General features: G+C 63.6%; 26 protein-coding genes. 12 read left to right on the top strand and 14 right to left on the bottom strand.

What is annotated here, in order from left to right; genetic code table 11:
• Nucleotides 1-62: 62 nt before the first annotated feature.
• On the bottom strand, nt 63-1,256 hold the full coding sequence (locus FHS98_RS08905; RefSeq protein ID WP_208402183.1) for an MFS transporter: 1,194 nt from the start codon (nt 1,254-1,256) through the stop codon (nt 63-65).
• Nucleotides 1,257-1,385: 129 nt separating this feature from the next.
• Between FHS98_RS08905 and FHS98_RS08900 the strand changes: the two genes are divergently transcribed.
• Nucleotides 1,386-2,150 (top strand): AraC family transcriptional regulator, encoded by a 765-nt coding sequence (locus FHS98_RS08900; RefSeq protein ID WP_167103225.1) that lies wholly within the window; start codon nt 1,386-1,388, stop codon nt 2,148-2,150.
• 16 nt (nt 2,151-2,166) lie between these two features.
• Here FHS98_RS08900 and FHS98_RS08895 read toward each other — a convergent pair whose 3' ends face one another.
• Entirely contained in the window at nt 2,167-3,081 is a 915-nt protein-coding gene (locus FHS98_RS08895; protein ID WP_167103221.1) for a VOC family protein, read from the bottom strand.
• A gap of 134 nt (nt 3,082-3,215) precedes the next feature.
• Between FHS98_RS08895 and FHS98_RS08890 the strand changes: the two genes are divergently transcribed.
• Both FHS98_RS08890 and FHS98_RS08885 read left to right on the top strand, forming a co-directional pair.
• The gene (locus FHS98_RS08890) at nt 3,216-3,623 is read left to right on the top strand and encodes a group III truncated hemoglobin (RefSeq protein WP_167103218.1); all 408 of its coding nucleotides are present in this window, start codon (nt 3,216-3,218) and stop codon (nt 3,621-3,623) included.
• 100 nt (nt 3,624-3,723) lie between these two features.
• Nucleotides 3,724-3,867 carry a hypothetical protein gene (locus FHS98_RS08885; RefSeq protein WP_167103215.1) on the top strand — a complete coding sequence of 48 codons (144 nt, stop codon included), beginning with the start codon at nt 3,724-3,726 and terminating at the stop codon, nt 3,865-3,867.
• Nucleotides 3,868-3,939: 72 nt separating this feature from the next.
• Here the strand turns inward: FHS98_RS08885 and FHS98_RS08880 are convergent, their stop codons facing one another.
• The 3 genes from FHS98_RS08880 to FHS98_RS08870 form a co-directional block, all read right to left on the bottom strand.
• The gene (locus tag FHS98_RS08880; RefSeq protein ID WP_167103212.1) at nt 3,940-4,398 is read right to left on the bottom strand and encodes an NUDIX hydrolase; all 459 of its coding nucleotides are present in this window, start codon (nt 4,396-4,398) and stop codon (nt 3,940-3,942) included.
• 47 nt (nt 4,399-4,445) lie between these two features.
• Nucleotides 4,446-6,179, bottom strand: coding sequence for a GGDEF domain-containing protein (locus FHS98_RS08875; RefSeq protein ID WP_167103209.1), 1,734 nt, complete (start codon nt 6,177-6,179; stop codon nt 4,446-4,448).
• Between the two features lie 285 nt (nt 6,180-6,464).
• Complete coding sequence (locus FHS98_RS08870; RefSeq protein WP_167103206.1) at nt 6,465-7,304, bottom strand: alpha/beta fold hydrolase; 840 nt, start codon at nt 7,302-7,304, stop codon at nt 6,465-6,467.
• A gap of 299 nt (nt 7,305-7,603) precedes the next feature.
• On the opposite strand from FHS98_RS08870, the gene FHS98_RS08865 reads away from it, so the two are divergent.
• Entirely contained in the window at nt 7,604-8,236 is a 633-nt protein-coding gene (locus tag FHS98_RS08865) for a CGNR zinc finger domain-containing protein (protein WP_167103203.1), read from the top strand.
• A 72-nt stretch (nt 8,237-8,308) separates the two neighbouring features.
• Here FHS98_RS08865 and FHS98_RS08860 read toward each other — a convergent pair whose 3' ends face one another.
• From FHS98_RS08860 to FHS98_RS08845, 4 genes are all read right to left on the bottom strand, one after another.
• Nucleotides 8,309-8,611, bottom strand: a complete 303-nt coding sequence (locus FHS98_RS08860) for a hypothetical protein (RefSeq protein WP_243847940.1) — start codon at nt 8,609-8,611, stop codon at nt 8,309-8,311.
• Between the two features lie 208 nt (nt 8,612-8,819).
• On the bottom strand, nt 8,820-10,481 hold the full coding sequence (acpA, locus tag FHS98_RS08855) for an acid phosphatase (protein WP_167103200.1): 1,662 nt from the start codon (nt 10,479-10,481) through the stop codon (nt 8,820-8,822).
• Nucleotides 10,482-10,600: 119 nt separating this feature from the next.
• On the bottom strand, nt 10,601-11,008 hold the full coding sequence (locus FHS98_RS08850) for a hypothetical protein (protein WP_243847939.1): 408 nt from the start codon (nt 11,006-11,008) through the stop codon (nt 10,601-10,603).
• A gap of 94 nt (nt 11,009-11,102) precedes the next feature.
• On the bottom strand, nt 11,103-12,221 hold the full coding sequence (locus FHS98_RS08845) for a fatty acid desaturase (protein ID WP_243847938.1): 1,119 nt from the start codon (nt 12,219-12,221) through the stop codon (nt 11,103-11,105).
• Nucleotides 12,222-12,609: 388 nt separating this feature from the next.
• On the opposite strand from FHS98_RS08845, the gene FHS98_RS08840 reads away from it, so the two are divergent.
• From FHS98_RS08840 to FHS98_RS08815, 6 genes are all read left to right on the top strand, one after another.
• Nucleotides 12,610-13,364 (top strand): IS5 family transposase gene (locus FHS98_RS08840; protein ID WP_167103197.1). Its coding sequence is split into 2 segments (ribosomal slippage): nt 12,610-12,940 and nt 12,940-13,364, totalling 756 coding nucleotides; the frame shifts between segments, so codons are not numbered across the junction.
• A gap of 300 nt (nt 13,365-13,664) precedes the next feature.
• Nucleotides 13,665-14,756 carry a DNA topoisomerase IB gene (locus FHS98_RS08835; RefSeq protein ID WP_167104165.1) on the top strand — a complete coding sequence of 364 codons (1,092 nt, stop codon included), beginning with the start codon at nt 13,665-13,667 and terminating at the stop codon, nt 14,754-14,756.
• Between the two features lie 144 nt (nt 14,757-14,900).
• Nucleotides 14,901-15,443 carry a type 1 glutamine amidotransferase domain-containing protein gene (locus FHS98_RS08830; protein ID WP_167103194.1) on the top strand — a complete coding sequence of 181 codons (543 nt, stop codon included), beginning with the start codon at nt 14,901-14,903 and terminating at the stop codon, nt 15,441-15,443.
• A complete protein-coding gene (locus FHS98_RS08825) occupies nt 15,440-15,619 on the top strand; it encodes a hypothetical protein (protein ID WP_167103191.1) in 180 nt (59 codons plus the stop codon). Before FHS98_RS08830 ends, FHS98_RS08825 begins: the two co-directional genes overlap by 4 nt.
• Nucleotides 15,620-16,022: 403 nt before the next feature.
• The gene (locus FHS98_RS08820; RefSeq protein ID WP_208402161.1) at nt 16,023-17,117 is read left to right on the top strand and encodes a PAS domain S-box protein; all 1,095 of its coding nucleotides are present in this window, start codon (nt 16,023-16,025) and stop codon (nt 17,115-17,117) included.
• Between the two features lie 497 nt (nt 17,118-17,614).
• Nucleotides 17,615-18,319, top strand: a complete 705-nt coding sequence (locus tag FHS98_RS08815) for a DUF4396 domain-containing protein (protein WP_167103185.1) — start codon at nt 17,615-17,617, stop codon at nt 18,317-18,319.
• 436 nt (nt 18,320-18,755) lie between these two features.
• Here FHS98_RS08815 and FHS98_RS08810 read toward each other — a convergent pair whose 3' ends face one another.
• A complete protein-coding gene (locus tag FHS98_RS08810) occupies nt 18,756-19,565 on the bottom strand; it encodes a glycoside hydrolase family protein (RefSeq protein ID WP_167103182.1) in 810 nt (269 codons plus the stop codon).
• Nucleotides 19,566-19,642: 77 nt separating this feature from the next.
• Nucleotides 19,643-20,449 (bottom strand): SDR family NAD(P)-dependent oxidoreductase, encoded by an 807-nt coding sequence (locus FHS98_RS08805; RefSeq protein WP_243847937.1) that lies wholly within the window; start codon nt 20,447-20,449, stop codon nt 19,643-19,645.
• A 193-nt stretch (nt 20,450-20,642) separates the two neighbouring features.
• On the opposite strand from FHS98_RS08805, the gene FHS98_RS08800 reads away from it, so the two are divergent.
• On the top strand, nt 20,643-21,020 hold the full coding sequence (locus tag FHS98_RS08800; RefSeq protein WP_167103179.1) for a sensory rhodopsin transducer: 378 nt from the start codon (nt 20,643-20,645) through the stop codon (nt 21,018-21,020).
• Nucleotides 21,021-21,025: 5 nt separating this feature from the next.
• Here FHS98_RS08800 and FHS98_RS08795 read toward each other — a convergent pair whose 3' ends face one another.
• From FHS98_RS08795 to FHS98_RS08785, 3 genes are read right to left on the bottom strand one after another with little or no spacing between them, the layout of a single operon-like run.
• A complete protein-coding gene (locus tag FHS98_RS08795; RefSeq protein ID WP_243847936.1) occupies nt 21,026-22,483 on the bottom strand; it encodes an efflux transporter outer membrane subunit in 1,458 nt (485 codons plus the stop codon).
• Between the two features lie 32 nt (nt 22,484-22,515).
• Nucleotides 22,516-24,117: a DHA2 family efflux MFS transporter permease subunit gene (locus FHS98_RS08790; protein ID WP_167103173.1), complete on the bottom strand. Its 1,602-nt coding sequence runs from the start codon at nt 24,115-24,117 to the stop codon at nt 22,516-22,518.
• Nucleotides 24,118-24,119: 2 nt separating this feature from the next.
• Entirely contained in the window at nt 24,120-25,331 is a 1,212-nt protein-coding gene (locus tag FHS98_RS08785) for an HlyD family secretion protein (protein ID WP_167103170.1), read from the bottom strand.
• A 115-nt stretch (nt 25,332-25,446) separates the two neighbouring features.
• Here FHS98_RS08785 and FHS98_RS08780 point away from each other — a divergent pair, with 115 nt between their 5' ends.
• Nucleotides 25,447-26,676, top strand: coding sequence for an NAD(P)/FAD-dependent oxidoreductase (locus FHS98_RS08780; protein ID WP_167103167.1), 1,230 nt, complete (start codon nt 25,447-25,449; stop codon nt 26,674-26,676).
• Nucleotides 26,677-26,712 lie beyond the last annotated feature (36 nt).

Here is a 26,712-nt window from a genome sequence, read left to right as displayed (position 1 = left end):
GGACATTCTCGCAATCAAATCCGCCGGCCCTGCTCAGGCCGGCACGCCATCAGGAACGGACGTCACGCCACGGACGACCGACGCCTCTCGGCTTCGACATCGGGAAGGAAGGCCGTGAGGAGGCCGATCGCCGGCAGGAAAGCACAGAGCTGATAGACCGTCTCGATGCTGGTCCGATCCGCGATCCAGCCAAGCGCCGCCGCGCCGAGGCCGCCCATGCCAAAGGAGAAGCCGAAGAAGAGCCCGGAGATCATCCCCACCTTCCCCGGCACCAGTTCCTGCGCGAACACCACGATGGCGGGGAAGGCGGACGCCAGGATCAGTCCGATCGCCACCGTGAGCGGCCCCGTCCAGAACAAGCCGACATGCGGGAGCAGCAGCGTGAAGGGAAGCGCACCGAGGATCGAGCACCAGATGACATATTTGCGCCCGAAGCGATCGCCGAGCGGGCCGCCCAACACCGTCCCGACCGCAACCGCCGCCAGGAAGGCGAACAGGTGCAACTGAGCATTCTCCACCGACAGGCCGAAGCGGTGGATGAGGTAGAAGGTGAAATAGCTCGTCAGGCTGGCGAGATAGACATATTTCGAGAAGATCAGCGCCAGCAGGATGAGGATGCCGCGCAAGGCCCGCCCTTTGGGCAAGGCCCCCGCCGTCATTGCCGGACCGCCGACCTTGAGCCGTGTCAGCCCATGATGGCGATACCAGTTCGCGACGTTCCAGAGCACCGTGCCGGACAACAGCGCCAGCAGCGCGAAGAAGGCGAGGCTCGACTGCCCCCAGCGCATGACGACCAGCGCCGCCGCCAGCGGCCCCAGCGCCTGCCCGACATTGCCGCCGACCTGGAAGAGCGCCTGCGCGAGGCCGTGTCGCCCGCCGGCCGCCATCCGCGCGACGCGCGAGGATTCCGGGTGGAACACCGAGGAGCCGACCCCGAGCAACGAGGCGCCGATCAGCACCAGCCCGTAACTGTGCGCGCTAGACAGCACCGTCAGCCCCGCGAGCGAAAAGAGCGTGCCTCCCGGCAAAGCCATCGGCGTCGGGCGCTTGTCTGCATAGAGCCCGACGATGGGCTGAAGGATCGACGCCGTGATCTGATAAGCCAGCGTCACCAACCCGACCTGCCCGAAGCTCAGCCCCAGTTCGGCCTTGAGGTCGGGGTAGATGGCCGGAAGCAGCGACTGCATCATGTCGTTGAGCAGATGACAGAAGCTGATCGCCACGATCACGCCGAAGACGGTGCCGTTCGTCATCATGCCGGCTCTCGCCGTTGCCGTCGTCATGCGGCGCCTTTCCATTGCTGCCTCGTGCCGCCGCGCGATAGCCCCTTTCGGTTCGGCCTGCTTCGCCATATGGGTCAATCAATTTTGCGAATGGGACAATCCATGGAACCGCGTCGTTCTCAGGATCATGAGGATGTGCCGAGGCCGGTCGTCGGCATCGGCAACGCGTTCCCCGCCTCCTTCGAACTTGCCGAGCACCGCCATCGGCGGGGCCAGTTCCTCTACGCGGCCTCCGGTGTGATCGCCGTCAGCACGCCGGAGGGAAGTTGGGTGACGCCGCCCGAACGGGCAGTGTGGATACCGCCGGGAACGCCGCACTCCGTCCGCATGGTTGGCGCGGTGCAGACCCGCAGCGTGCTGATCGAGCCTGCGGCCTATGAGGTCTTTCCGGGCTCCTGCCGGGTCGTCGGCGTCACCGCCCTGTTGCGCCAGTTGCTCGTCGCCGCGGCGGAAATCCCGACCGAATATGACGAACAGGGCCGTGACGGGCTGGTGATGCGGCTCCTCGTCGCCGAGATCCGCTCCGCGCCACGAATACCGATCGCCGTCCCCTTCCCGCGACAGCCCGCGCTCGCCGCGCTCTGCCATGCCTTTCTGGAGCGCCCCAGCGCCACCGCCGCCATCGACCAATGGGCTTCCGCACTCGCCCTCAACCGGCGCAGCTTCACGCGATTGTTCCGGCGGGAGACGGGCATGAGCTTCGCCGAATGGCGGCAACAGGCCTGCGTATCCGTCGCGCTGCCCAGGCTGGCTGCAGGCGAGGCGATCACCTCGATCGCGCTCGATCTCGGCTATGACGGCCCGGCGAATTTCTCGACGATGTTCAAGCGCATGCTGGGCGTTCCGCCGAGCCGTTACCGGCCCTAGCGGAACGACCGCGCCGTCAGTGTGTGGGGCTGTCGGCGGTGAAGGCCGAGCAGCAGGGCTTGGTCACGGGCTGGAACTCCATCAGTTCCACGCGCGTGCCGTCGGGATCGTAGAGATTGGCCTGCCATTTGCCGTCGCGGCCCATTTGCGGCCCGTCATGGCGAGGACTCAGCCGATCCCCGGCGATCAGCGTCGTCACCGCCGCCTCCATATTGGGGACGCCCAGCGAGAAATGATTGAGCACGCCCAGTTCACGACCATCAACCTTGGAAAGCGGCGTGGTGCTGCCGTCGCCGACCATCATATATTCCAGCCAGTCATGCCCGTCCGGCACCTGCTGGGACACCCAGTCCGTGGTGCCTTCCTTCATCGACCCGTACCAATAGGGCCGGAAGCCGAGCAGATCGCGATAGAAGCCATCTTCCACGGCGCGGTTATGCACCAGGAGGCCCATATGGATCATCCGTCCGCTGATCGCCCCCGCGGACGGACGGTCGTCAGTATTGGAGGACTGGACGAACTGGACCTCATTGCCTTCCGGGTCTCGTGCCGAGAACCACAGGCTGCCATCGGCGCCCTTCTGCACCGTGGAAACGTCCTTCACGCGATGCGCCGTCAGATAGGTGCGCAACTTCGCCGCGTCGCTGGTCGAGAAGGCGATATGGGCCAGCCGGCTGATGCCCTGCCCGGCGGGAAGCGGCAGCACCTCGACGAATTGCTGCGCGCTGAAGCGATAGCGGACGCCGCGCGCATCTTCCGGGTCGGGCAGTTTCTCCGCGCCCAGTCTGTCCTTGTAGAACTGCTCCGTCGCCGCGGCATCGGCGGAATAGACCGCGATGTGCGAGATGCCGGTGATCGCCGGCCGCTCCGCCGCCTGCACCGCGCCGGCCATCATCGTGGCGCCCAGCATCGCCCACATCGCTCGATTCATTCCTGCCCTCTCCCGCGTCCTGTTGCGACAGACCTCTCCCCCGACAGGCTTTCCCACGTCAAGGACGGGATGGTCGTAGATGGCAGCGCTCCCTTGCATGGAGGGGCGCTTTCCATGCATCCCTCATAGCCGTCATGTCGAAGCAAGATTTCCTCGAAACCGCCCTGCCGCCGTTGCTGGACACCTTCTACGCCCGTGTGCGCGAGGACGATCTGATCGGACCGGTCTTCAACGAGGCGGTCCATGACTGGCCCGAGCATCTTTCCCGGATCGCGGATTTCTGGTCGTCGGTGATGCTCTCCACCGGGCGCTACAAGGGCAATCCGGTCGCGAGGCACATGCTCCATGCGAAGCGCCTCACGCCCGCGATGTTCGAACGCTGGCTCCGCATCTGGACATCGACCACCGGCGAGATGCTGCCGGAAGCGCACGCCCAGGCGCTGCAAGCCAAGGCCGCGCGGATCGCGGAGAGCCTGCAACTGGCGATCCTGCACGCCTCCCCTCTCCAGAAGGCGATGATGGAGCGCGGATCAGAAGGCTGAGACCATCCACGCATTTCCGGGCCGGTTCCCTCCAAACTGGTCATAATGGAAACCTCCTCGATTTTCATGGGTTGGTCGACCCAGGGAGGAGAGGAGACGGATGGAAACGCGCAATCTGTTCGACGATCTTCCGCCCCGCCGGCGCCCTTCGATGCTCGAAGATGCCGGCATCTGCCTGATCGGACTGGTGGGGCTGGGCGTGATCTTCACCCTCGCGATGATGGCGGCGCTGCTGGGCTCCTGATCCGTGCGGTCCGAGGACTGGCACCCACCCGCCGGCCTATCTCCGCAGGTTTGCCAGCGGCCGACGCCCCTCTCAGGATCTGGTCGCCAGCCTGCGGACCGCCCCGGCAAGGTCCGGCGGATAGACGGGAACCGGGCTCGCCTCGATCTCGTCGGCCGTCCACCAGCGCAGTTCGCGCAGCACGGCGCGCTCCGCCTCGTCGACACCACCGAGACTGACCGGCCCGCCATGGAAATGGGCGAGGTAGAAGGCGTCGACATTGTCGACCACCTCATGCTTGAACTCGAACACGCCCGAGGCATGATGCACCGGCCCCGAAAGCGGCAGCGACAGGCCGACTTCCTCAAGCAGTTCGCGCCGGGCCGCCTCCAGCAATTCCTCGCCGGGCTCGACCTCGCCTCCGGGTGTAGCCCAGAAGATATAGGAGCCACTCATCCGCTCGATCACGAAGCGCAGCAGCAGCACTTGCCCGGCATCGTCGAGCAAGATGATGCGCGCGGATCGGCGCAGCCGGTTGGGTGTATCCGTCATGGAGCCAGCGGATCGCAGAAGAGCGCCATTTCGTCGAGCCGCAGCTTCTATGCACCGCCCCGGAGCGGATGCCTTTCCCCGAGCCCAGTATCCGCAGAATGCCCGTCGTTCTCGTCATTATGGGCGGAACTGAAGCTGACACGATTGCGGCCGGATCGCTTCGCGGCATAGAGCGCCTTGTCCGCGAGCCGATAAAGCGCCCGGAAATCGGGGTGCCCGGTCGTCTGCGCCACGCCGATGCTGACGGTCACCCCTCCGCCCGGCTCAAGCCCGTACCGACAGGCGGCGATGTCCTCCCGGACGCTTTCGGCGAAGTGCTGCAAGGCCGTCATCTCAAGACCTTCGATGATGATGACGAACTCCTCCCCGCCCAATCGGGCCACGTTGCAGCGCGCCTCTTCCCAGCGCACGATCTGCGATGCGATCCTCATCAGCACCAGATCGCCGGCATCATGGCCATATTGATCGTTGATCCGCTTGAAGCGATCGACATCGATCAGCAGCAGCGCGACCGATGCATCGGGATCGTCGCCCTGGCGCGATTTCGCCTCCAGCACTTCGATGACGCCGCGGCGGTTCAGCAGCCCGGTGAGCGGATCGCGGCGCGCCAACTCCTGCGCCTGCGCCTCGGCGATGCGGGCGGTGTCGCGGTCGATGCGCAGCTTCGCATATTTGTGCGAGGCGGTGATCGAGAGCCAGAGCGTCTGCCATGCCGCGGCGAACAGGATCAGGATTTGCGCCCCGCCCCCCCAGAAGATCGCGTTCGGGTCCGTCATCTGGAGCGCGGCCAGCATCAGCATCGGGAGTGACCAGGCGCCGATGAGGTTACGCGCATCCGTGCTTTTCCGCCGAGAAGCGAGCGCGAGGCAGGCCGCGACAAGCCCCAGATCGAGCAGGATCAGCGCCCCCAGACCATTTCCCAGTTCGACGATCGGGCCGGACCGCATGGCCGCCAGAGGCAGGCCGAGGATGCCCACCGCTATACCGGACAGGAGCGCCGCCCTGCGCAGACCGACGGGGAGCGTCGCGCGGTCGATCGCGGTCACGGCGCTCGCCGTGGCGAGCGTGATCGCGAGGCAGGACAGCGCGGTGCAGCTTTGTGCGGAAAGCGCGCCCGCCATTCCGGGGAACAGGAAGAGGTGGAACTGCGACCAGATCGCGCCCCACAGGACCATGCATCCGGCCCACGCCGCCTGCCACGCCGGAAACGCCCGCCGGACGGCAACGGCCAGCCCCGCATTGTAGAGCGCACAGACCAGCAAGAGGGTCAACGCCGTCGCGATCGTCCCGGCGAGCGCGATCGCCTCATAGCTCGCCTCGCCATGATCCATCAGCCGCATACGCAGCAGTTTGGCGCTGGCGAGCCGATCGAAGCGCAGGGTCATGGCGGTGACGGGCACGTCGCGCATCGGCGCATCGAAAGCGATCTGGCCGCCCGCCCGCCAATGCGATCCGAAATCGCCGCCATGGACCTCGGATTGCGCCACGAAGCCATCGGCGTAGCGGAATGCCACGGACAGGCGATCGAACCGTGAATTGTGGACGACGAGCATCAGGTCATTGCCGTCGACCGGCAATCCGCGAAGATCCGTGCGCAACCAGAGCGAACCATGCTGATAGCCGCGCGGCTCGCCACCGCAGGCCAGCGGCGCCGGAGCCTCCCGAGCGGCTACCACCCGTTCGCTCACCGCATGACAGAGGGTCGGCCCCAGCACGATTTCGCTCGCCGAGGCTTTCGACGGCAGAAGCCCGGCCAGCAACGCCCAAGCCAGGAGCAGCATCGCCGCACCATCAAGGCCACGGAATCTTCCCATCTCCCTCCCGCAGATGCCCCACCAAGCTTTCGATTGGATTACCGACCGGCCGGGATCGCCTTCATGCCGACGATGGGCCATATCCTCCATGAACGCTTTGTTTCGGAAGCACAATCCGGCAGAGGATGAGCAAATCCGATCGATCGCGGCGGGCGGCCGGCTCCACCGGTCGGGTCCGCGATGGCATCCGCGCCTGTGGCCGGGATCGCAAGCCAACCGGCGGCGGGGTCACCCCCGCCGCCGTTCCGATACTCAGTCGAAGAAGCCCCGGATTTCCTTGGCGATGTCAGCGGCGTGGGTTTCCAGCGCGAAATGTCCGGTGTCGAGGAAAGTCACGCGGGCCTCGGGGATGTCGCGGCGGAAGGCTTCGGCGCCCGGCGGCAGGAAGAAGGGGTCGTTCTTGCCCCACACCGCCAGGAAACGCGGCTTGTGGGTGCGGAAATAATCCTGAAACGCCGGATAGAGCGCGACATTGCTCTTATAGTCGCCGAACAGATCGAGCTGGACATCGTCCGCGCCCGGCCGCGCCAGATAATGGTCGTCGAGCGTATAGCCGTCGGGCGAGATCGCGGACGGGTCCGCCACGCCGTGGCTATATTGCCAATAGGTCGTCTCGGGCTTCAGCATCATGCGCAGCGCGTCGCGATTGGCGGGCGAGGCATCCTCCCAATAAGCCCGGATCGGGTTCCAGCCGTCGCTCAGCCCCTCGACATAGGCGTTGCCGTTCTGGGAGACGATGCCGGCGATCCGCTCGGGGTGGCGGATGGCGAGGCGGAAGCCGGTCGGCGCGCCATAGTCGAACACATAGACGATGAAGCGATCGAAGCCGACGATCTCGGTGAAGCGCTCGATCGTGTCGGCGATGGAATCGAAGCTGTTGGCCTTGGGATCGCCCGATTGGCCGAAGCCCGGCAGATCCGGCGCCACGATGTGGAAACGGTCCGACAGCAGCGGGATGAGATCGCGGAACATGTGGCCGGAGCTCGGGAAGCCGTGCAGCAGCAGCAGCTTCGGCGCCCCCGTCTTCCCCGCCTCGCGATAGAAGACATCGATCCCGTCTACGTCCACGGTCCGGTAGGCAATCGCGTTCATGGTACTTCTCCTCGATTTGTAACCACATGAAAAGCAATGAAGGGGTTATTTCATCCGAATCGTAACCTGTCAAATGTATTTTTGACGGTCACGATGCGCAGCGAGACCATAACTGCCGATGCACTCCCTCAGGCAATCAGCGAGGCCGACCCCGCAGACACCACCGCAAAACCACGGTTTCGTCGGCAGAAGGCAAGCCTCCCCACAGAGGCCACACTGACGATATGGCCATATGATATAACTTGCATTACGCCATTTTGGCAGTTACATAAGAAGCAATCATCAATGGATTGCGAACCATGCCCGTGAACATGCCCGCCTTCTTCATCGCCGACGCGCGGGGGATCGATTTCCTCAACTCGATCGCCACGCCAAGCAACGAGCCGATCGACTGGCTTCAGGATGGTGCGGGGCTGGTCGACTGGCTGCGACAGGCCGGGCTCGTGCCTGCACAGCAGCTCGACGAAATCGTCAGGAACGCGATGCCCGGCGAGTTGGACCGTGTCGCCGATCAAGCGCGCGATCTGCGCGAATGGTTCCGGGGCTTCGTGACAGGCCGCATGGGCCGGCCGCTGGATAGCGGCACGCTAGAGGATATCGCCCCCCTCAACCGGCTTCTGGAACGCGACGAGGCCTATGGCCGCATCGTGCCGCACGAAGGGGGGCATCTGGCATTGGAGGTGGCGCGACGCTGGCGTTCGCCGGAATCGCTGCTGATCCCTATCGGCGAGGCTCTGGCGCACGTTGTGGTGGAAGAGGATTTCACGCATGTGAAGGCCTGCCAGGGGCCTAGCTGCACATTATTGTTCGCGGATCATACGCGCGGCCGGGCGCGGCGCTGGTGCAGCATGAGCGTCTGCGGCAACCGGGCCAAGGTATCCGCGCACCGCACGCGCAAGAAGAATATCGCCGAGGAGCACCACCGCCACTAGCCGCCGGGCTTTATTGGGGCGGTGGAAGCAAGCAGGGGCGCACGATACCACGCGCCCCTGCCCGTCTGTCTTTTACCGATCGACCAGCGCCGTTACCCGATGGCCGAAACCATGGCGGGGCGCCTGCGAGCGCTGGACACCGTGGAACATGCCGGCACCAAGGCCCGGCAGAAGCAACTCCACAGCCAGAACTTCCTCGATCGTCCGAACATCGACGAAAAGATGCAACTGTCCGTCAAAGGCAAAGCTCACCTTGGCGTCCGGCGGACAGGCATCGGTGACCATCTCCATGAGGCGTGCCAGCTCGTCGGACACCAGACGGGCACGAGGTGTACTCGGAAGCCGGTCCACGCCAACGGGTTCTGCCTGTGTCATTCTCACTCCTTCGCTTGACGACGCGCGACGCCGTTAGTCGAGAATTCATGCCCTGCCAAACGGGTCCGCACCCGAGTCCTCCGTCGGCCAATTCCGTAGTCATCTGTACCACGGAATGGATCGGGAGAAGGGCCGATCGTGATCGATCGGAGGCCCTCTCCTGACCGTTCATTTTCGGCGCTTCGGCCGCGATGCGGATCGGCCGATATCAGGTGAAACGCAGCGCGCCGGTCAGGTCGCCGGGGGGCGGGCCGCCGGCAGCGATCATCGCGTGCTCGCGCTCGATGAGGCCGGGCAGCTTCTCGAGGCCCCAGCGCCGCGTGATGAAGCGCGCGATCGATCCGGTGTCGTAGATGGTGTGATCGATTTCGCCATGACGCGCGTGCGGCGAGATGACGAGCGCCGGAATGCGCGTGCCCGGTCCCCAGCGATCCCCCTTGGGCGGCGCGACATGATCCCACCAGCCGCCATTCTCGTCGAAGGTGACGACGACGAGCATCTTGCCCCATTGCGGGCTCTTGCGCAGCGCATCGATCACGCGGGCGATATGGCGATCGCCGGCGTCCACGTCCGAATAGCCGGCGTGCATGTTGAGATTGCCCTGAGGCTTGTAATAGCTGACCGACGGCAGCGTCCCCGCCGCGACATCCGCAAGGAAGTGATTGGTGCGCGGCGTCTCGCCCATGCCGCCATCGCGCAGCCTTTTGGAGCGCTCGGCCGTGCCGGGGCCGAACTGCTCGAAATAGTTGAACGGCTGGTGATGCGGTTGGAAGTTCGGCCGCGAGGGGAACTCGCCGTCCTCGCCATGGCCCGCCATCGCCGCCCCCCAGCCGCCCGCATACCAGGCCCATTCGACGCCCTTCGCGTTGAGCATGTCGCCGATGGTCCTGTGCTTCTGCGGCACCAGCGTGTGAGCGCTCTGCCAATTGGCATAGCCCGGCCGATCGGGATCGAGATCGAAGGTCGGCGCATAAGGCGGCAGCATCGTGTTCACCGCCCAGAAGTCCGGTGAAATGGTGTTGGGCACGAAGCGGACCGGGCCATCCATCGCGCTCGGCGCCGATCTGGCCGTCTGCTTCGGCCGGATGCCCTTGGGGTCATCGCCTTCGAGTTGGACGATCCGCCCCTTGGCGGGGCTCTTGTCCGCGTCCGGGTAGAATGGCGGCCGCGCCGCGATCAGATATTGATGATTGAGGTAGGAGCAGCCGAAAGCGCCCATGAAGAAATTGTCGCAGAGCGTGAACTCGCGCGCGATCTGCCACAGCCGGAGATTGGCGGATGCATCGCCATAATGGCCCATGACCAGCGCGCCGCTGTCTCCCCAGGCGACGAAGCCGTCATTCCTGCCGCCGTTGATCTGGAGCTGGTTGTTGTAGAAGGCATGGACCAGATCGCGGGTGACGAGCCCGTGCGGCAGCGGGTCGCCTTCGGGTGTGGAGAGCGCGAACGGGCCGTTGGGGATTGTCCCGAGCGCGTCCGGGCCGATCTGATATTCGCGATGTTCGACGGTCTGCTTGTCGGGAACCAGCCCCTCCCAGATCTTGGGGAGATGATCGAGCAGCTTGCCATCGCGATCGCGCTGGAGCGTGCGCTCGCGCGACACGGCGGACAAAGGTTGCTCCAGACCCGGAAAGTCGGCGAACAGATTGTTGAAGCTGCGGTTCTCCGCATAGATCACGACCACCGTCTCGATGTTCGCCCGCAGGGCCGCATCGCTGACAGCGTGGACATGCGACGAGCCCCCGTGCGCCGGCCTGGCTTCCGCCTGTGATCCCAGGGTCGCCGCGCCAACGGCCGCTGCCATGCCGCCGAGCAGCAGCCGCCGATCGGGATTGTCGGGTCGATCATCGGAATCGCGCGTCTTCGTCATGGCCTGCTGGTAGCGGCCACGGGGAGCCCATGGCAATTATCTTGCATCGGCTCGGGGCATGGCGAATGGGTTGGGCTGGCGCTTTTCGCCAGCTCTCGCCGCTCGTTTGCGCGGGCGGATTAAACGACCTGAACGTCGAATGTGAACCATGCGCCCTGACTGTAATCATACAGTTGCACGAGACTTTCGGTCACATTGGCGGAATAGGAACTCGACGTGCTTCGATCATGACCCCGGGCCGTTGCACCATCGATCTCGAGCGAGACGAAAACCCGATCGCCGGCATCGTAAAGTTCGGGAAGCGTGCCGCCGAACCTCGCCGGGCGATCCCCGTCGAAGCCCTGGAGCTGCTCACCACGAGCCTCCGCGGCGATCCGCAAATGCCGTCCGGCCGAGTGATCGTAGATTCCCGCGACTTTTCTGCCGATGATGAAAGCGTGAGCCGCTGCGGCGACCATGGCGCGAGTGTGAGGATGCATCGCTCCACCTGGCATCCCGAGTGGCAGAAAATCAAGCGGGCCGGCCATGGACAGGATCGACGTCGCTCGCCCCCATCGTCAAAGGGCCGAGAGGAGGACTGTCGCCTGCGCTTCACCCTGATAGCGATGATGCGTCCCGTTGTCAGGCGGTTCGCAAGTCCAGATCCCGGAATGCCACCATCGTGCGGCGTTGCTCGTCCCACAGCGCGAACCGCCAGCATCTCAAGCTCTCGCGCAGCGATATCCGCCTGGCGAAGAGGTGCAATTCCGGCGCATCGTCGAAGCAGGCTTGCAGATGATAGTTGGGAACGCGGCTGCACAGGTGATGGATATGGTGCAGGCCGATGTTGCCGCTGAACCACTGCAAGATCGGCGACAGCTTGAAGTAAGAGCTGCCGCGGAGCGCAGACGCGTGGAAATTCCAGGTGCCGTCCCTCTCCCAATATGCATCGTCGAACTGATGCTGGACGTAGAACAGCCAGTTCCCGATCCATGACGCGAGGACCATCACCGGCAGATAGACCGCCAGCACCGTTCCAACGCCGGCAAGCATCATCGCCGCGCCGAACACCACGGCCAGCGCCGCATCCAGCGCCAACATGCTGCGGCGGGCGCCCCGATCCCGAAATGACGCGCCCCTCGGTATCCGCTGAAGCACGATGAAGTTGAGAGGGGCGCCGATGATGACCTGAACGTACGGGCTGCGATACAGCCGATAGCCAAGTCTCCCGATGGGTGACAGGTCTCGATATTCGTCGACCGTCAAAATCTCGACGTCGCCACGGCCGCGCCGATCCAGGTTGCCGCTGGATGCGTGGTGGATGGCGTGGCCCTTCCTCCAATGCCCATAAGGCGTGAGGGTCAGCACGGAGATCGCACGCCCGACGGCATCGTTCGCAGCCCGCGAGCGGAAGAACGAGCCATGACCGCAATCATGCTGGAATATGAAGAGACGGACGAGCAATCCGGCTGCGGGAACGGCCATCAAAAGCGCCAGCCAATAATGGCGGGAAGATACGATCCCCATGGCGACGAGCAGCGCCACGAACGGCAAAGCGGTCGTCACCAACTGAAAAGCGCTTCGCCTCCAGTCCGTCCCATAGGCTTTGAAGCGCCGCGCCAGGATCGGTCCCAGTTCCCTTATATCTGGAGGCGTCCCAGGATCATCGTGGATTGCCGCGCCTTTGGCATCGACTTCTCGCGACGGCGAGCCCGGTTCGGGAATCGTTTCCCGACACGTTTCGGCAATGAGCAAATTCAAAGGCCACCCCACTCCCAGCGCCCTCGGCGAGCGCGACGCTTCCCGTCGCGCAAGCCGGCCGGCCCACAAGAGCGAGTGCCCGCCCTGACTAGCGGAAGCGGCCGGAGATAGCCAATTCGAAGTGGGAATATGGGAATATCGTTCTGCTGCGGGCGCAGAAAACCCCAGCAAGCCATTGGTATGCCGGAGTTTAGTGTAGTCGAATACTGGTCGAGTGCGATCAGGAATAGAGTTGTTCGGCGCGGCTTCATTGATCTTTTTCGAGGCCGGATTTATGTCGTTGGCAGCAATGGAACCTGCTGGGCCGCTTCGGCCTAACCGCTCCTAGGGTCAGGACCCATTGATCTGAGAGGCGCGATCTGATTCAGGCTCCGCAAGGAGATTGAATGTGAGCGACCTGTACTGGCTGACGGACGAGCAGATGGCGCGGCTCGAGCCGTATTTTCCGAAGAGCCATGGCAGGCCAAGGGTTGACGATCGGCGCGTGCTGAGCGGGATCATCTTCGTCAATCGCAACGGGCTGCGCTGGCGGGATGCGCCGAAGGATTACGGCCCGCACAAGACGCTCTACAATCGTTGGAAGCGCTGGGGTCAGATGGGCGTCTTCACGCGCATGATGGAGGGGCTCTCGGCCGGTGCTGAGCGCAAAACGGTGATGATCGACGCGACCTATTTGAAGGCGCACCGCACGGCATCGAGCCTGGCGGTAAAAAGGGGGATCTCGGCCGCCTGATCGGCCGCACGAAGGGCGGGATGAACACCAAGCTCCACGCCGTTACCGATGCCAAAGGCCGCCCCTTGAGCTTCTTCATGACCGCCGGCCAGATCAGCGATTACATCGGTGCGGCGGCCTTGATCGACGAGCTTCCCAGGGCGCAATGGCTGCTCGCCGACCGAGGCTATGATGCCGACTGGTTCAGGGACGCTCTGGAGGAAAAAGGCATCACGCCCTGCATCCCGGGCCGGAAATCGCGCAACGAGCCCATCAAATACGACAAACGCCGCTACAGGCGCCGCAACCGGATCGAGATCATGTTCGGCCGTCTGAAGGATTGGCGCCGCATCGCCACCCGCTACGACCGCTGCCCAACCGCCTTCTTCTCGGCGATTGCACTCGCTGCCACCGTCATCTTCTGGCTCTGATCAGTGAGTCCTGACCCTAGATGGGCTGATGACTCCTGCCGTGCGCGCTACAGCGCGATGGAAGAGTCAGAGTCTATGCACTAGTTCCGGCAGAGGAGCCCACAAACGCCTTACCCGCTAGACGGCGGGCAAAGGCGATAGCCAGCGTTCGAGATCATCTGTCCAGCCCGCGTCCAAGGCTGCCCCTTCCGAAAAGCCAAGGCCCTATGAATCACCGGATCCGGCGAAATGCCTCCCTTTCTCGGCAATCTGCCAAAGTAGTGGCGGGGAACCACCCGCTTGTCCGGGCGCTTGGCAGCGATGGCGTTTTGCAACGAAGAGGATATGGATTCGCCGCCGATTGCGGATGGCTATGATACTCCACGGGATGCGGCCGAGACCGTCGGCCTCGTCTATGTCAGCGATGACGAACCGGGCATATCACGCCGCAAGGCCGGCAGAGGCTTCTGCTACCGCGACGCGGTGGGACGGCGCATCACGGATCCCGGAACGCTCGCACGCATCCGCAAACTCGCCATTCCGCCGGCCTATACGGATGTGTGGATCTGCGCACGGCCGAACGGTCATATCCAGGCGACCGGCCGCGACGCGCGGGGGCGCAAACAATATCGATATCATGTCCGTTTCCGCGAGATCAGGGACGACGCCAAATATGGCCATATGCTGGAATTCGCTGAAGCCCTTCCCGATATCCGGCAGCGCGTAGCCGAGGACATGGCCCGGCGCGGCCTGCCTCGCGAAAAGGTGTTGGCCACCATCATCCATCTTCTTGAAACGACGATGATCCGTATCGGCAATGAGGACTATGTGCGGCAAAATGGAAGTTACGGCCTGACCACACTTCAAAGTCGCCATGTCAACACGGAGGGAACGGAATTGCGCTTTTCCTTCAAGGGCAAGGGCGGAAAACGTTGGCGCCTGCGCCTCAGGGATCGCCGCGTAGCCCGGATCGTCCGAAACATTCAGGATCTGCCCGGACAGCGCCTGTTCCAATATCTCGATGAAGAGGGCGAACCACGCGATATCGGCTCGGCGGACGTGAATGGCTATCTCCGGGAGATTTCAGGAAAGCCAATCACTGCCAAGGATTTCCGCACCTGGGCCGGCACGATAACCGCCGCCACCATGCTCGCCGGGCTTCCGGCGCCGGACATCGCCACCGCCCGCCGCAACCTCCGCCAGGTTGTCGAGCATGTTTCCACTCGCCTCGGCAATACGCCGGCCATATGCCGAAAATGTTATATCCATCCCGAGGTGCTGGACGGATATCTGGCGTCCGAACTGGTTCTCAACGGAATGGAAGATATCGGCAAGCCCGCGATCGCAGCCTCCCACGGCCTGGCTAAGGAGGAGATGCTGGTGCTGTCCTATTTGCGCCAGAGGGCGAAATGAAGCGCGCGATATAGATGCGCACCAATCAAGCTCGACCGATCGACGAAACGGCAGATTGAGGCGATCAACCTTGCCGCCTCCCGGAACGGGGACCGTAGCCGGTTCGTTCTCTCGTCGAGATCGACGCCCAGTTGGAGTTCCCCCATGCCCGCGATCGACCAGTCGAAAATCCTCATTATCGCCACCGACGGCTTTGAGCAGGACGAATTGTTCAAACCCCGCACCAGCCTGTTGGACAAGGGCGCGGAGGTGAAGCTCGCTTCCATCGGCATTGAGCCCATCCAAGGCGCGATCCATGATAAAGAACAGGGCCAGACCATCACACCAGATCTGACGCTGGGGGAGGTGCAAGCGGGCGATTACGACGCGCTCGTCATCCCTGGCGGCGTCGCCAATCCTGACAAGCTGCGCACAGAGAACGAGGCATTGCGCATCGTCCGGGACTTCGTCGAGGCGGACAAGCCCGTCGCCGCCATCTGTCATGGCCCGTGGCTGCTCGCCGAAGCCGATGTGATCGAGGACCGCACGCTGACAAGTTGGCCATCGATCCGCACCGATCTGATGAACGCCGGCGCGATCGTGGTGGACGAACAGGTGCATGTCGATGGCAATCTCATTACCAGCCGCAAGCCCGACGACATCCCTGCCTTCACTGAAGCGCTGATCCGCTTGGTGGAAGGCCGATGAGCAAGCCTCCTCCTTCAGGGCCGCATTCGGACATTAAGGGCGTCAACATGGATGCCCGCGTCGGCATGCCACATCGCGATTCCTCCAAGGGCACGGCCAAGGAAAAGCAGGAAGCCGAAGAACAATCGAAGGGCCGCCCCAAGCAGACCGAGGAAAAGCCCGGTGGCGCAGATTGATCTTATGAGGAGTGAACGTCCATGCTCGTCTGCTCCTTCGCCACGCCTGCACCCATCGCCGACGAGCCTCTCGCCTTGGTGATGTGTTCGAACTTCCCCTGCCGCTTTCCATGAGGGAAAGCACACCCCGACACCGGACATCGCGATATTCCGTGCGGCCTCGCCGGGAATCCTGATGCAGGTTAAAGACGCCGGCTGATCGGCATCGCAAGAAAGGACAAGGAGGTCCGTCGTTGCCCCCTCATCAGGGTTCATGGTAGCCTGACTAGCTGGCCCGGGTCGAGGGCGATTTCTCTTCTGCGGCTTCGGCGCGGAATATCTTCATCCAGGGCGAGGCGTCGATGGTATGCAGAAGTCGGGAGAGGATTACACCGCCGTCCGCAACAATAGTGCAAGGCTGCACATGAGCGACATCCGCAAAGCCGGATGGCAGCCATGGAGCCAGCACATCGGCGAGAGCATCTCCTTTCCAAGCGCCTCTTCCCAAGCAATTGACGCAGCAACGCAGCACCTCGCCGCCATCGTCGAATCCTCCGACGACGCGATCCTGACTAAGGATCTGAACAGCATCATCATGAGCTGGAACATGGCCGCGGAACGCCTCTTCGGCTATTCGGCTGAAGAGATGATCGGCAAACCCGTGACGCTCCTCATTCCCGAAGACCGCCATGACGAAGAGCCTGTCATCCTCGAACGACTGCGGCGTGGCGAGCGCATCCAGCACTATGAAACCGTCCGCCGCCGGAAGGACGGGAGCCTGATCGATATCTCGCTCAGTGTTTCACCGCTCCGTGACGCAAACGGCATCGTCATCGGCGCCTCTAAGATCGCGCGGGACATCACCGAGAGCAAGCAGGCCAAGGAACGTATGAGCCTGCTGTTGCGCGAGATGAACCACCGGCTGAAAAACCTGTTCACGATCGCCAGCAGCATCGTCAGCCTGAGCGCGCGTGAAGTGAACTCGGCGCAGGATCTCGCCCTGCTCGTGCAGGACAGGCTCACCGCGTTGGCTCGCGCCCACGCGCTGACCCTTCCCGCCATCGATAGCGATCTCCCACCCGGCACCGTCAGCTTCCATGAGCTGATCCGCATCATTCTGGCTCCTTATGATCGTGCGGGTAAGCGGCTCACCATCAGTGGGCCGGATACCGAAGTGGCCGGCAACGCGGTGACGAGCCTCGCTCTGATCCTGCACGAATTGGCAACCAACGCCGCCAAATATGGCGCGCTTTCCACATCATCGGGGATGATCGATATCCGCTGCTCGGAGGACGGGGAGCAAGTCATCCTCATCTGGAACGAACGCGGCGGCCCGCCGGTCGATCAGCCGGCGGACGAGGGATTTGGCAGCCTGCTCGGCCGTATCGCCGCCAAGGGGCATCTGGCGGGATCGATTGAGCGCGAATGGCAACAGGACGGCCTGACTGTCCGATTGACGGCCGCTCGCAGCCGCCTTTCTCCTGTGAATGGCAGCATTCTGCCCAATCGGACAGAGTGAAGCGCGCGCCGATATCATCCTGCAAATAGTCGCTTCATGGCTCGGGTTTGCAGCGGCCATGCAGTTCGCGCTCCTCCTGCCGCAAGGAGGAGCGGGCTGCGCGGGTGTACAGGCCAACATGCTCGGCACCCGCGCGGCAAGCGGCTCTGGCTCTAAAAATGGCGGCGCGATACCTGGTTGCCTGCCGGGATTGCAAGCGTAGCACTGGCCCTCCTGTAGGTGACCGCGACGTCCCATACAGAGGAGCGCTGACGCGCAGCGACCATTCAGCCTCCCGCCTGGCATCGGCTGTTCCCCTTTCAGGATTCCGACGGGGAACTCCTGTGCGAGCGTCCATGTTGACCCCCTTGATATCCGAGTACGCGGGCCGGATGGCGGCGGCTTGGTCATGCCGTCTCTCTGACGACCGATTTGGAAGAAGCGCGCCGAGCACGCTCATGAGCCCTCCATGATCGCGCGATGGGCACCGCTTCTCGCAATCATGGGAGAGTTGCATCATGCCCCAACGCGCCGTTTTTCCCGCGTGGTTTCACGCGATTGCCATCGGTTCGCTTGCCATCGCGGCCTTCTGCACGCTGTTTCTCGCGCTCGATGTCCTTCGGCGGCCCCAAAAAATGGGCGTGATGAACATCGTATGGCCCCTCACCGCGCTTTTCGGCAGCCTGCTTTGGGTGGCAGCTTATCTGCGCTGGGGGCGCCGGGGCACGGAAAGCGGAACGCATTCAGAACTCGTATCGGCGGCGATCGGATCGAGCCACTGCGGCGCTGGCTGCACGCTTGGCGACATCATCGCCGAATGGAGTGCCTTCGCCTTTCCCGCCATCGCCATATGGTTCGGCTGGCACAGCCTGTTTGCCGACAAGATTTTCGCTGTCTGGGTAGCGGATTTCATCCTCGCCTTCATCATCGGAATCCTCTTCCAATATTTCTCGATCAAGCCGATGCGCGATCTGAGCGTCGGCCGAGGTATCATCGCCGCGCTGAAGGCCGACATTCTGTCGATCAGCGCATGGCAAATCGGGATGTATGGGGGGATGGCCGTAATCCAGTTCGGCTGGTTCGCCCCACGCTATGGCGGCCTCGCCCAAGTCGCCTCGCCCGAATTCTGGCTGGCGATGCAGATCGCGATGCTGGCCGGTTTTGCGACCAGCTATCCGGTGAATCTGTGGTTGCTGAAAATCGGCTGGAAGGAAGCGATGTGATTTTGCTGGAAATTACGGGCTAGCATGAAACCAGGCAGCTTTTCCGTATGTTCATTTCCACGGCGGGTGGGTCGATGGAGAGCCCCATGCCTTCGGCTGAACGATGTCCACTAGTCGAGCTTGACCATTGCATTTCGAGAGAGAGGATCGAGCGCGAAGCCGCTTCACGGGCCAGCGATCCGGCTGTGCGCGCCGTTCACCTGATAATGGCCGAACGCTATGCCGCTCGTGCCGGATCCCTGAGCGAGCGATGCAATCTGGAATTTCGTCAGCAACGCATCAGTGTATAGCAGGCGCACGCGATATTCACATCCCGGCGATCGCCTCATGAGAATCGCTTGCGCGAGACCGAAGGCATGACGGATCCGTCATGAAAATCGAACGCCATTGCGTACACCGCGTCCGCTCATCCCGAACCGGCTCTTGCTCCACTTACCTATGGTTTCGAGAATGGGCAGACCAAGGTCGCCCGCATGAGATTGCGATCGTCATGCGTGTAATAGAGAAAAATCCGATCCTCCACGCGCACCGCGGATGCCGCAAACGAAATCCGCCGCCCGGCCGCTCCCGACGCAGCGGGCGCCGCAATCAAGGGGTCTATGCTGCGCTCGACGACATGCCGACATGTGGCGTCAAACCTGACCCAGCCGATCGACCATACGGCATCGGGCGTCGCCCCGTTGTAGAACATGACCGGCCCTTCCGGTTCGTCGATCAGGAGTGGTCCCGTCGAGAGATGCCAGCTATCCCACTGTCCCTTTCGCCGCCGGATCGGGTTTTCCTGTTCAGTCCATGGGCCGGCAGGGCTCTCGGCTTCCGCCCTTCCAATCTGCGAGCGACCGTCGCGACTATATTCAAACAGCAGGATCCAGCCATCATTCAGCCGTTCGATCGCTGCTTCCTTTGTGTTGTGATCAGCAGCCGTCGACGCATGAGCGACGCCGCGCTTGCCTAGCGAATGCGCATCTGGTCCGACTGCGTAGAGAAGCTGTGCCGTCCCATCCGCCATGACCCCCGTATAATAGACGAGAATCCCGTCATCCCTTGCCACGACGGTCGGATCTTCGCACCCGCCAACATCTTCCGGCTCTGGACCGGGCTTTACCGCCGGGCCATGATGCGGGACGAATTCGAGCCCGTCCCCGCGCGCGAACCAGAGCGAACCCGTCGAATCACCGCGATCATCGACCACTCTGAGCAGCATCGAAAATGTGCCGTCCGCTTCCCGCCACACATAAGGGCTCATCAACCGGCATCGCGCGAGCGTTCCCTTTTTCGCCAACTGGACTGGCTCAACGGCCATTACGTCATATCCACGTCCCCTCATGCGCCCAGCGCCAGCATCTTGGAGAGACCTCCATCAATGGTCAGGGTGGAACCCGTGAAATAATCACCGGCCGGAGATGCGAGAAACAGGACGACATTGGCGACCTCATCCGGCGTGCCAGGACGACCGAGCGGGATGAATTCGCTCTTTACCTTCCTCACGATCCAATGATCCTTTGCCGACTGGTTCATCGGCGTCAGGATCATGCCAGGAGCGATTGCGTTCACCGTGATTCCGTCACCCGCCACCTCCAGTGCGAGGGTCTCCGTGAACTTCTTAACGCCAGCCTTGGCGGATGCGTAGGCGGCACTGCCGGAGCGCACGACATCGGCATGGATGGAAGAAATATTGATGATCGCTCCTTTCTTTCCAGATTCCTGGAGAGCACGAATGCAGCGACGAGCGGCAAGGAAAGTGCCCGTCAGATCCGTGTGCAGCATATCACTCCATTGAGCGAAACTCAGGTCAACAACCTTTATACCGTAAGTATTGATGCCCGCGGAATTTACCAGAATATCGACTTTCCCAATTATGTGCTCGATCCGAGTGAAAGCATCATTCACCTCCGCCTCTTCGCGCACATCGCTTCGCAATGCGAGAGCCCGGCGACCAGACGCCTCGATCGCCGCGCAAGTTTCGTGTGCTCCCACCTCGTCCTCGAGATAGATGATCGCAACGTCCGCACCTGCATCGGCCAATGCCTTCGCAGATGCCGCGCCGATCCCGGAGTCCCCGCCCGTCACCAGCGCAACACGCCCATCCAAGGCATGTGCGAACATTGACGATGCAGGCTTCGATTCCATCGGCAAGCTCCTTCATTGGTCAGCGCCACGAGCCTCGGCAAGCAAGGGCCGGCCACATTGTTTGGGAGCCAGCCATGAATCCCGAACCGCTCCGATCATTCTTCGCCACGTTCATTGATCCCCTTCCTCAACGGACGGACCAAAGGCCGCGTTCCTCCGTTTTTCTATGAGGTCACGAGCATGGGAGATGGAGATGAAAGCGATCGGCCGGACGAGATGGATCATTCCTGAAGGCTTCATTCCAAGCCGCTCGATGCCTAACGCAGACCGACCTTTGCTGAGCCACGAGGCCTTTTGCATCCTCAACGCCGGCGACGTTGAAGCCCATATCGAAGTGACGCTGTTCTTCACCGATAGAGAGCCGATAGGCCCGTATCGAATGACGCTCGCAGGCCGGCGCACGCGCCATTATCGTTTCAACGAACTTCAGGAACCTGAAAAGGTGCCGCTCGACACCGACTATGCGAGCGTCATCGAAAGCGACGTCCCGATCGTCGTCCAGCACACCCGCCTCGACAGTCGGGCCAGCGAGATCGCGCTGCTGAGCACAATCGCGTGGCCGGCTGATTAATGGCCTCATCCTGTCGAGGCGGCGGCGTCGCCAAGATCGGTCCAGCCGCCTCCCAGCGCCTTGTAGAGCGACGCCAGGTCTCGACGCAGGCGCACGTCGCTGTCTGACAGGTTGCTCCGCGCCTCAAGCACCTGTTGCTGCGCATCGAGCACCGGAGTGTAATTCTCGAGCCCCGCGCGATATTGCGCGTCCACGGTAGCCAGCGCGCGTGTCGCGTCCTCAACGCCGAATCTAAGCTCGGCATTGCCCCGCCGTTCCGCATCGGTTCGTGCAAGAGCGTCTTCGACATCGCGGAGCGCGCCCAGCACGGTCTGCCGCCAGTGCCAATAGGCCTGTTCACGCTGCTCGCGCCGCTTGCCCACCACGGCGCGGCGACGGCCGAAATCGAAGATGGGGAAGCTCGCCTGCCCTTGCGCCGTGATTTGCAGGCTCTTGCCGAGGAAGAAGGAACCCAGCCACGCCGTCGCAAGCTGCGGCGCGGCGCTCAGCGATATCTTCGGATAAAGATCCGCCACCGCCACGCCGATGTCGGCGGTCGCGACGGCAAGCTGGCGCTCAGCGGCACGCACGTCGGGACGGCGGCGGATAAGGTCGACAGGCAGGCCTGGCGGGACGGACGGCGGCCCATCCGGCAGTGGGCGCGCGTCGCTCAGTTCGGGCAACAGCGCCTCGGGCGTCATGCCGAGCAGCACCGCCAGCGCGTGAATCTGGACATGCGCCTCAGCCCGCAACGGCTCCACCTTCGCCTGCGCCGCCGCGAGTTGCGTCCGCTGACGCAGCACATTGCCCTGCGGCACCAGCCCCACCTTGGCGGTGTGCGCCAGGATATCGAGCGAGCGCTGCTGGCGATCCGCCTCCGATTGGGCGATCGCGGCCTGCTGCTGATCGCCGCGCATCTGGAGATAATCGGAGGCAATCTCCGCCACGAGGCGCACACGGGCATCCCGCGCGTCCCATTGGGCGGCTTCGGCCTGTGCGGTGGCCGCCTCGGTCTGCCGGCGCACGCCGCCGAACAGGTCGATCTCCCAACTCGCGTCGAACCCGGCGGAGAAGCTGTGAAAGCTGGTCGGGATCGATGGCATATCGCCGCTCCCGCCGCCCTGCTGCGCGCCCGTCACCTGGTCAATGAGGTCGGGAATGTCGGAGTCATTCCCGATGCGGTGGAACTTCAGATATTGCGCCTTGCCCGAACCATTGATCTGGGGGAGCCCCTGCGAGCGCGCCTGCACGATGGCGTAGCGTGCCTCCCGCACACGGGATTCGGCGGTCTTGAGGTCCGGCGCTTGCGCCAGCCCGATCTCGATCAGATGGCTAAGCTCTGGATCGCCGAACGCCGTCCACCAGCGTGCGAGATCGACAGTGCCATCGGGCGATGGGGGCTGCGGTTCCGCGAAGGCAGCCGGCACCTGCGGATTGGGCTCGTGATAGTCCGGCCCCACCGTGCAGGCGCTGACACCCATCATCAGGGCCAGCGAAAGAAGGCGCGACCGGCGCATCAATGCCCCCCCTGCCCGCGCGTGGGCTTCAGGAGAATGGCGAAGGGGATGACGATGAATACGATAATCATCAGCGTGTGGAACACATCGATGTAGGAGAGCATCGCCGCCTGCTTCTCCACGAGCGCATAGAGGTTCGCAAGGCGGGAGGTATCAGCGTCGCTTATCAGCGGCCCACCCGAGAGTGTCCGCCCGATCTGACCCAGCCCATCGACATAGACCGGGTTGAGCGGGTTCAACCCCTCGACCAGCCGGGACTGGTGGAACTGTTCGCGCTGCTCCAGCAAAGCCTGCGCCGAGGAAATGCCGATCGAACCGCCCAGATTGCGCGCAACATTCAGGATGGCGGAGGCTTGCCCATATTGCTGCGGCTCCAGCCCGGCATAGCTCTGCGCGGTGATCGGCACGAACAGGAAAGGCAACGCCACTGCCTGATAGAAACGCGCCATCGCGGCATGGCCGAACGGAACGCCTGTCTCAAAACCGCTCAGGTTCCACAACGCATAGGCCTGCACGATGAAGGCGACGCCCAGCAGGATGCGGGTCTGCACCCGCCCGGTGAGAAGCCCCGTCAGCGGCATCGCCACCAGCGCGCCGATTCCGCCGATCGTGATGACCAGCCCCGCCTCGGTCGCGGTATAGCCGAACACCTGCTGCATCATCTGCGGGATGAGCTGGGTCGAGCCGAACAGGATAGCGCCGAAGGTCAGCATCATCGCGAAGCAGATGGTGAAGTTGCGATGGGCGAACAGGCGCAGGTTCACGATCGGATCGCGATGACACAGTTCCCAGATGACCAAGGTGACGAGCGAGATGGCGGCGACAATCGCGGTGGTGGTGATGAAGCTGGAGCCGAACCAGTCGTCGCGCTGGCCGCGATCCATGGTCATCTCAAAGCATCCGAGGCCGAGCGCCACCAGCGCGAAGCCGATGCCATCCACCTTGAGGCCGCCCTTCAGTTTGCGACGGCGATCGCGCTCCAGCGCTTCGGGCTCGTCGACGAGGAAATGGACGAGGATCAGTGAGATGATGCCGACGGGCACGTTGATCAGGAAGATCCAGTGCCAACTGATATTGTCCGTGATCGTGCCGCCCAGCGATGGACCGAGGACCGGCGCCACCACCACCACCACGCCATAGGCCGCGAACGCCATGCCGCGTTTGGACGGCGGGAATGTGTCGGCGAGGAAACTCTGCTCGGAAGGCGCGAGGCCGCCGCCGCCAATGCCCTGAAAGATGCGTGCGAAGATCAGGATCGCGAGGCTCGGCGCCAGCCCGCACATCAGCGACGACACCGTGAACAGGAACACCGAGATCATGTAGAAGCGCTTGCGCCCCACCACGTCGCTCAGCCAGCCGGAGATGGGCACGATCACCGCGTTGGAAACAAGATAGCTGGTCAGCACCCACGTCGCCTCGTCGGGCGATACGGCGAGCGAGCCGGCGATATGGGTCAGCGACACATTGGCGATGGCGGTGTCCAGCACCTCCATAAAGGTCGCGAGGCTGATGACGATCACGATCAGCCAAGGGTTATGCCGGCCCGCCGCCGAGCGGGCGCTAGACCAGCCGGCATCGGGATCGCCCTTGTCGCCGGCCATGCTCAGCGTACCTTGACCGTGGGGACCACCGACATGCCCGGCCCGATGGCATAGCGATGCGGATCGGGCCGGTCGAACAGGATGCGGACAGGCACGCGCTGCACCACCTTCACATAATTGCCCGTGGCGTTCTGCGGCGGCAGCAACGCGAATGCCTGCCCCGCGCCGCGCTGGATCGAATCCACATGACCGTCGAAATGCATGCCAGGGAATGCATCCACCTTGATATCGACATGCTGGCCGATGCTCATATGGGTGATCTGCGTTTCCTTGAAATTGGCGGTGATCCACATCTGATCGGGCACGATCGCCATCAGTTGCGTGCCGGGCGAAACATAGGAACCGACATTCACATTGCGGTTCACCACCTGCCCCGAAACCGGCGCGCGGATGTCGAGATGGCCGAAGGTGACGCGGGTGGCCGCGATCTGCGCCTCTGCCCCCTGCTTCTGGGCGACGGCCGCCTTCACCTGCTTGCGCGCGACGAGGATCTGGGCGGTGGCGTCGTCCACCTGACGGCGGGCGGCGGCGGCTTGCCCGGCCGTGCTCGCTGCCTGCGCGCGCGCCTGGTCGATCTGGGTGGCCGCGACCGCCGCCGGGTCCAGCGCCCGCAAGGCCAGATAACGCTTGAGGTCCGCGGCTGCCTTGCGAGCCTCCGCTTCGGGCTGGATTGCGGAAGCGATCGCCTGCCGGCGCTTGGCCTCGGCCGCGACCACCTGCGCGGAGGCTTGCTGGATTTGGGCATCCGCCTGCAACGCCTGCGAACGGGCCTGCGCCAGTTGCGCCTGGGTCGCGTCCGCCTCGATCGTGGCGAGCAGCATCCCGGCTTTCACATGGCGGTTGTCCGCCTGCGCCACCGCCGTCAACTGACCCGACACCTGCGCCGACAACCGCACGATATGCGCATCGACAAAGGCATCATCGGTGGATTCATATTGCCGCTCGTGCAGCCAGAAGAGGACCACCAGCGCGATCAGGACGAAAGCCGCAATCCCCGCCAGAACCCAGAACATCGGGCGGCGATAGAGCGGCGGCCGGTCGTCTTGGTCCTTGCCGGTTTCCTCGCCCCCTTCCTCCTCGTCTTTATCTTCGTCTTCATCCTCGCCCGACGCAGCTTCACGCCCATCGTGGAAGCCCTCCCGATAGGCCTGGCGATAGGCTTCATTGCCTTCATCCTCGGAACCGGGTCGCGCGTCGTCCTGTCCGCTGGCCATGTTCGCGGCTGCCCTCCACCGGCTCGCCGCAGCGCGCCACCTCGCCGCAAGGGACGCGGGACGGCTCAAATCGTTCCGCCCCGGAGCTTTTTCGCCGCCCGACATTTGATACGCGATGGATCTGACCGAGCATCACGACCTGCGCAGCAACGCGCTTCCGTGGGACGCCCATGCGGACGATCTCCCGCCCGCCGATACACTGCCGGTACGCATGGTCGATGTCGCGATCTGCGGGGCCGGCATCACTGGCGCGATGCTGGCCGACCGTCTGAGCGAACAGGGGCTGAGCGTGGCGATGCTGGATCGCCGCTACCCGGCCTGCGGCAGCACGTCCGCCTCGACCGCGCTTGTGCTGTGGGAGGCGGACGTCCCCCTTTCCCATCTGGCAGGACGTGTTGGCATCGATCGCGCTGTCCGCTGCTGGCGGCGCGTCCATCGCGCGGTGAGGACGCTCGCCGATCATGCACTTCATCTGCCGAGGGCGCATATGAAGGCGCGACAGAGCCTCTATCTCGACGGCACGCTCCTCGATGCCGACGGCCTTGCGCGGGAGGCCGCGCTTCGGGCCGCCCATGGCTTTCCGTCGACCTTCCTGTCCGCCGAACAGGTGCAGCAGCGCTTCGATATCGCGCCCCGCCCGGCAATCTTCTCCGGCGATAGCTATGAAGTCGATCCTGTCGGCCTCACCCATGATCTGCTCGATCAGGCGCGCGATCGGGGCGCGTCATTGTGCTGGCCCGTGGACGTGCAAACCGTCTCCAGCGCAGACACGCATATCCAGCTCACCACCGATCGCGGGGTGGTTGAAGCGCGCCATGCGGTGCTCGCGACCGGCTATGAGCGCGCACGGCTTTTCCTGCCTGAGGCCTTTCGCCTCCGTTCCAGCTACGCCATCGCCACCGCACCGGGCACCGCTCCGCTCTGGCGGGGTCCGGCGATGATGTGGGAGGCATCCTCCTCCTATCTGTATGCGCGGACGGACGCCGAAGGGCGCGTGATCGCCGGTGGTGGCGACGAAGATTTCCACGATCCCGATCATCGCGATCGCCTTATCCCGACCAAAGCGGCCGAGATCGCTGCGAACCTCTCCCGGCTTGTTGGCCGGCCGGTCGAGCCCCGAGAAACATGGGCGGCCATGTTCGGCAGTTCGCCGGATGGGCTGCCCGCGATCGGGCCTTCGGCGGCGTTCGACCGACTCTGGCTGGCGAGCGGCTTCGGCGGCAACGGCGTCACCTTCGCCGCATTGGCCGCCGAGTTGCTTACCGCCAGCCTGACCGATCTTTGGGACAAGGATATGGATTGCTTCGATCCCTATCGCTTCGGGGCGTCCCGCGACGCGGGGTGAAGCGGGCGCGGCCCCTGCCGGAGAACGGGGCCTAAC

The sequence above is a fragment of the Sphingomonas oligoaromativorans genome, assembly GCF_011762195.1.
GTDB classification, from domain to species: Bacteria; Pseudomonadota; Alphaproteobacteria; order Sphingomonadales; family Sphingomonadaceae; genus Solisphingomonas; species Solisphingomonas oligoaromativorans.
The sequence above is the reverse complement of the archived record's forward strand: the minus strand, read 5'-3'. Positions and strand labels throughout refer to the sequence as shown.

Bases quoted from the DNA above. Each gene is read 5' to 3' on its own strand.
- FHS98_RS08905 (WP_208402183.1), bottom strand. From the start codon at position 1,256: ATGATGACGAACGGCACCGTCTTCGGCGTGATCGTGGCGATCAGCTTC.
- FHS98_RS08900 (WP_167103225.1), top strand. From the start codon at position 1,386: ATGGAACCGCGTCGTTCTCAGGATCATGAGGATGTGCCGAGGCCGGTC.
- FHS98_RS08895 (WP_167103221.1), bottom strand. From the start codon at position 3,081: ATGAATCGAGCGATGTGGGCGATGCTGGGCGCCACGATGATGGCCGGC.
- FHS98_RS08890 (WP_167103218.1), top strand. From the start codon at position 3,216: ATGTCGAAGCAAGATTTCCTCGAAACCGCCCTGCCGCCGTTGCTGGAC.
- FHS98_RS08885 (WP_167103215.1), top strand. From the start codon at position 3,724: ATGGAAACGCGCAATCTGTTCGACGATCTTCCGCCCCGCCGGCGCCCT.
- FHS98_RS08880 (WP_167103212.1), bottom strand. From the start codon at position 4,398: ATGACGGATACACCCAACCGGCTGCGCCGATCCGCGCGCATCATCTTG.
- FHS98_RS08875 (WP_167103209.1), bottom strand. From the start codon at position 6,179: ATGCTGCTCCTGGCTTGGGCGTTGCTGGCCGGGCTTCTGCCGTCGAAA.
- FHS98_RS08870 (WP_167103206.1), bottom strand. From the start codon at position 7,304: ATGAACGCGATTGCCTACCGGACCGTGGACGTAGACGGGATCGATGTC.
- FHS98_RS08865 (WP_167103203.1), top strand. From the start codon at position 7,604: ATGCCCGTGAACATGCCCGCCTTCTTCATCGCCGACGCGCGGGGGATC.
- FHS98_RS08860 (WP_243847940.1), bottom strand. From the start codon at position 8,611: ATGACACAGGCAGAACCCGTTGGCGTGGACCGGCTTCCGAGTACACCT.
- acpA (WP_167103200.1), bottom strand. From the start codon at position 10,481: ATGACGAAGACGCGCGATTCCGATGATCGACCCGACAATCCCGATCGG.
- FHS98_RS08850 (WP_243847939.1), bottom strand. From the start codon at position 11,008: ATGGCCGGCCCGCTTGATTTTCTGCCACTCGGGATGCCAGGTGGAGCG.
- FHS98_RS08835 (WP_167104165.1), top strand. From the start codon at position 13,665: ATGGCGTTTTGCAACGAAGAGGATATGGATTCGCCGCCGATTGCGGAT.
- FHS98_RS08830 (WP_167103194.1), top strand. From the start codon at position 14,901: ATGCCCGCGATCGACCAGTCGAAAATCCTCATTATCGCCACCGACGGC.
- FHS98_RS08825 (WP_167103191.1), top strand. From the start codon at position 15,440: ATGAGCAAGCCTCCTCCTTCAGGGCCGCATTCGGACATTAAGGGCGTC.
- FHS98_RS08820 (WP_208402161.1), top strand. From the start codon at position 16,023: ATGAGCGACATCCGCAAAGCCGGATGGCAGCCATGGAGCCAGCACATC.
- FHS98_RS08815 (WP_167103185.1), top strand. From the start codon at position 17,615: ATGCCCCAACGCGCCGTTTTTCCCGCGTGGTTTCACGCGATTGCCATC.
- FHS98_RS08810 (WP_167103182.1), bottom strand. From the start codon at position 19,565: ATGAGCCCTTATGTGTGGCGGGAAGCGGACGGCACATTTTCGATGCTG.
- FHS98_RS08805 (WP_243847937.1), bottom strand. From the start codon at position 20,449: ATGGAATCGAAGCCTGCATCGTCAATGTTCGCACATGCCTTGGATGGG.
- FHS98_RS08800 (WP_167103179.1), top strand. From the start codon at position 20,643: ATGAAAGCGATCGGCCGGACGAGATGGATCATTCCTGAAGGCTTCATT.
- FHS98_RS08795 (WP_243847936.1), bottom strand. From the start codon at position 22,483: ATGATGGGTGTCAGCGCCTGCACGGTGGGGCCGGACTATCACGAGCCC.
- FHS98_RS08790 (WP_167103173.1), bottom strand. From the start codon at position 24,117: ATGGCCGGCGACAAGGGCGATCCCGATGCCGGCTGGTCTAGCGCCCGC.
- FHS98_RS08785 (WP_167103170.1), bottom strand. From the start codon at position 25,331: ATGGCCAGCGGACAGGACGACGCGCGACCCGGTTCCGAGGATGAAGGC.
- FHS98_RS08780 (WP_167103167.1), top strand. From the start codon at position 25,447: ATGGATCTGACCGAGCATCACGACCTGCGCAGCAACGCGCTTCCGTGG.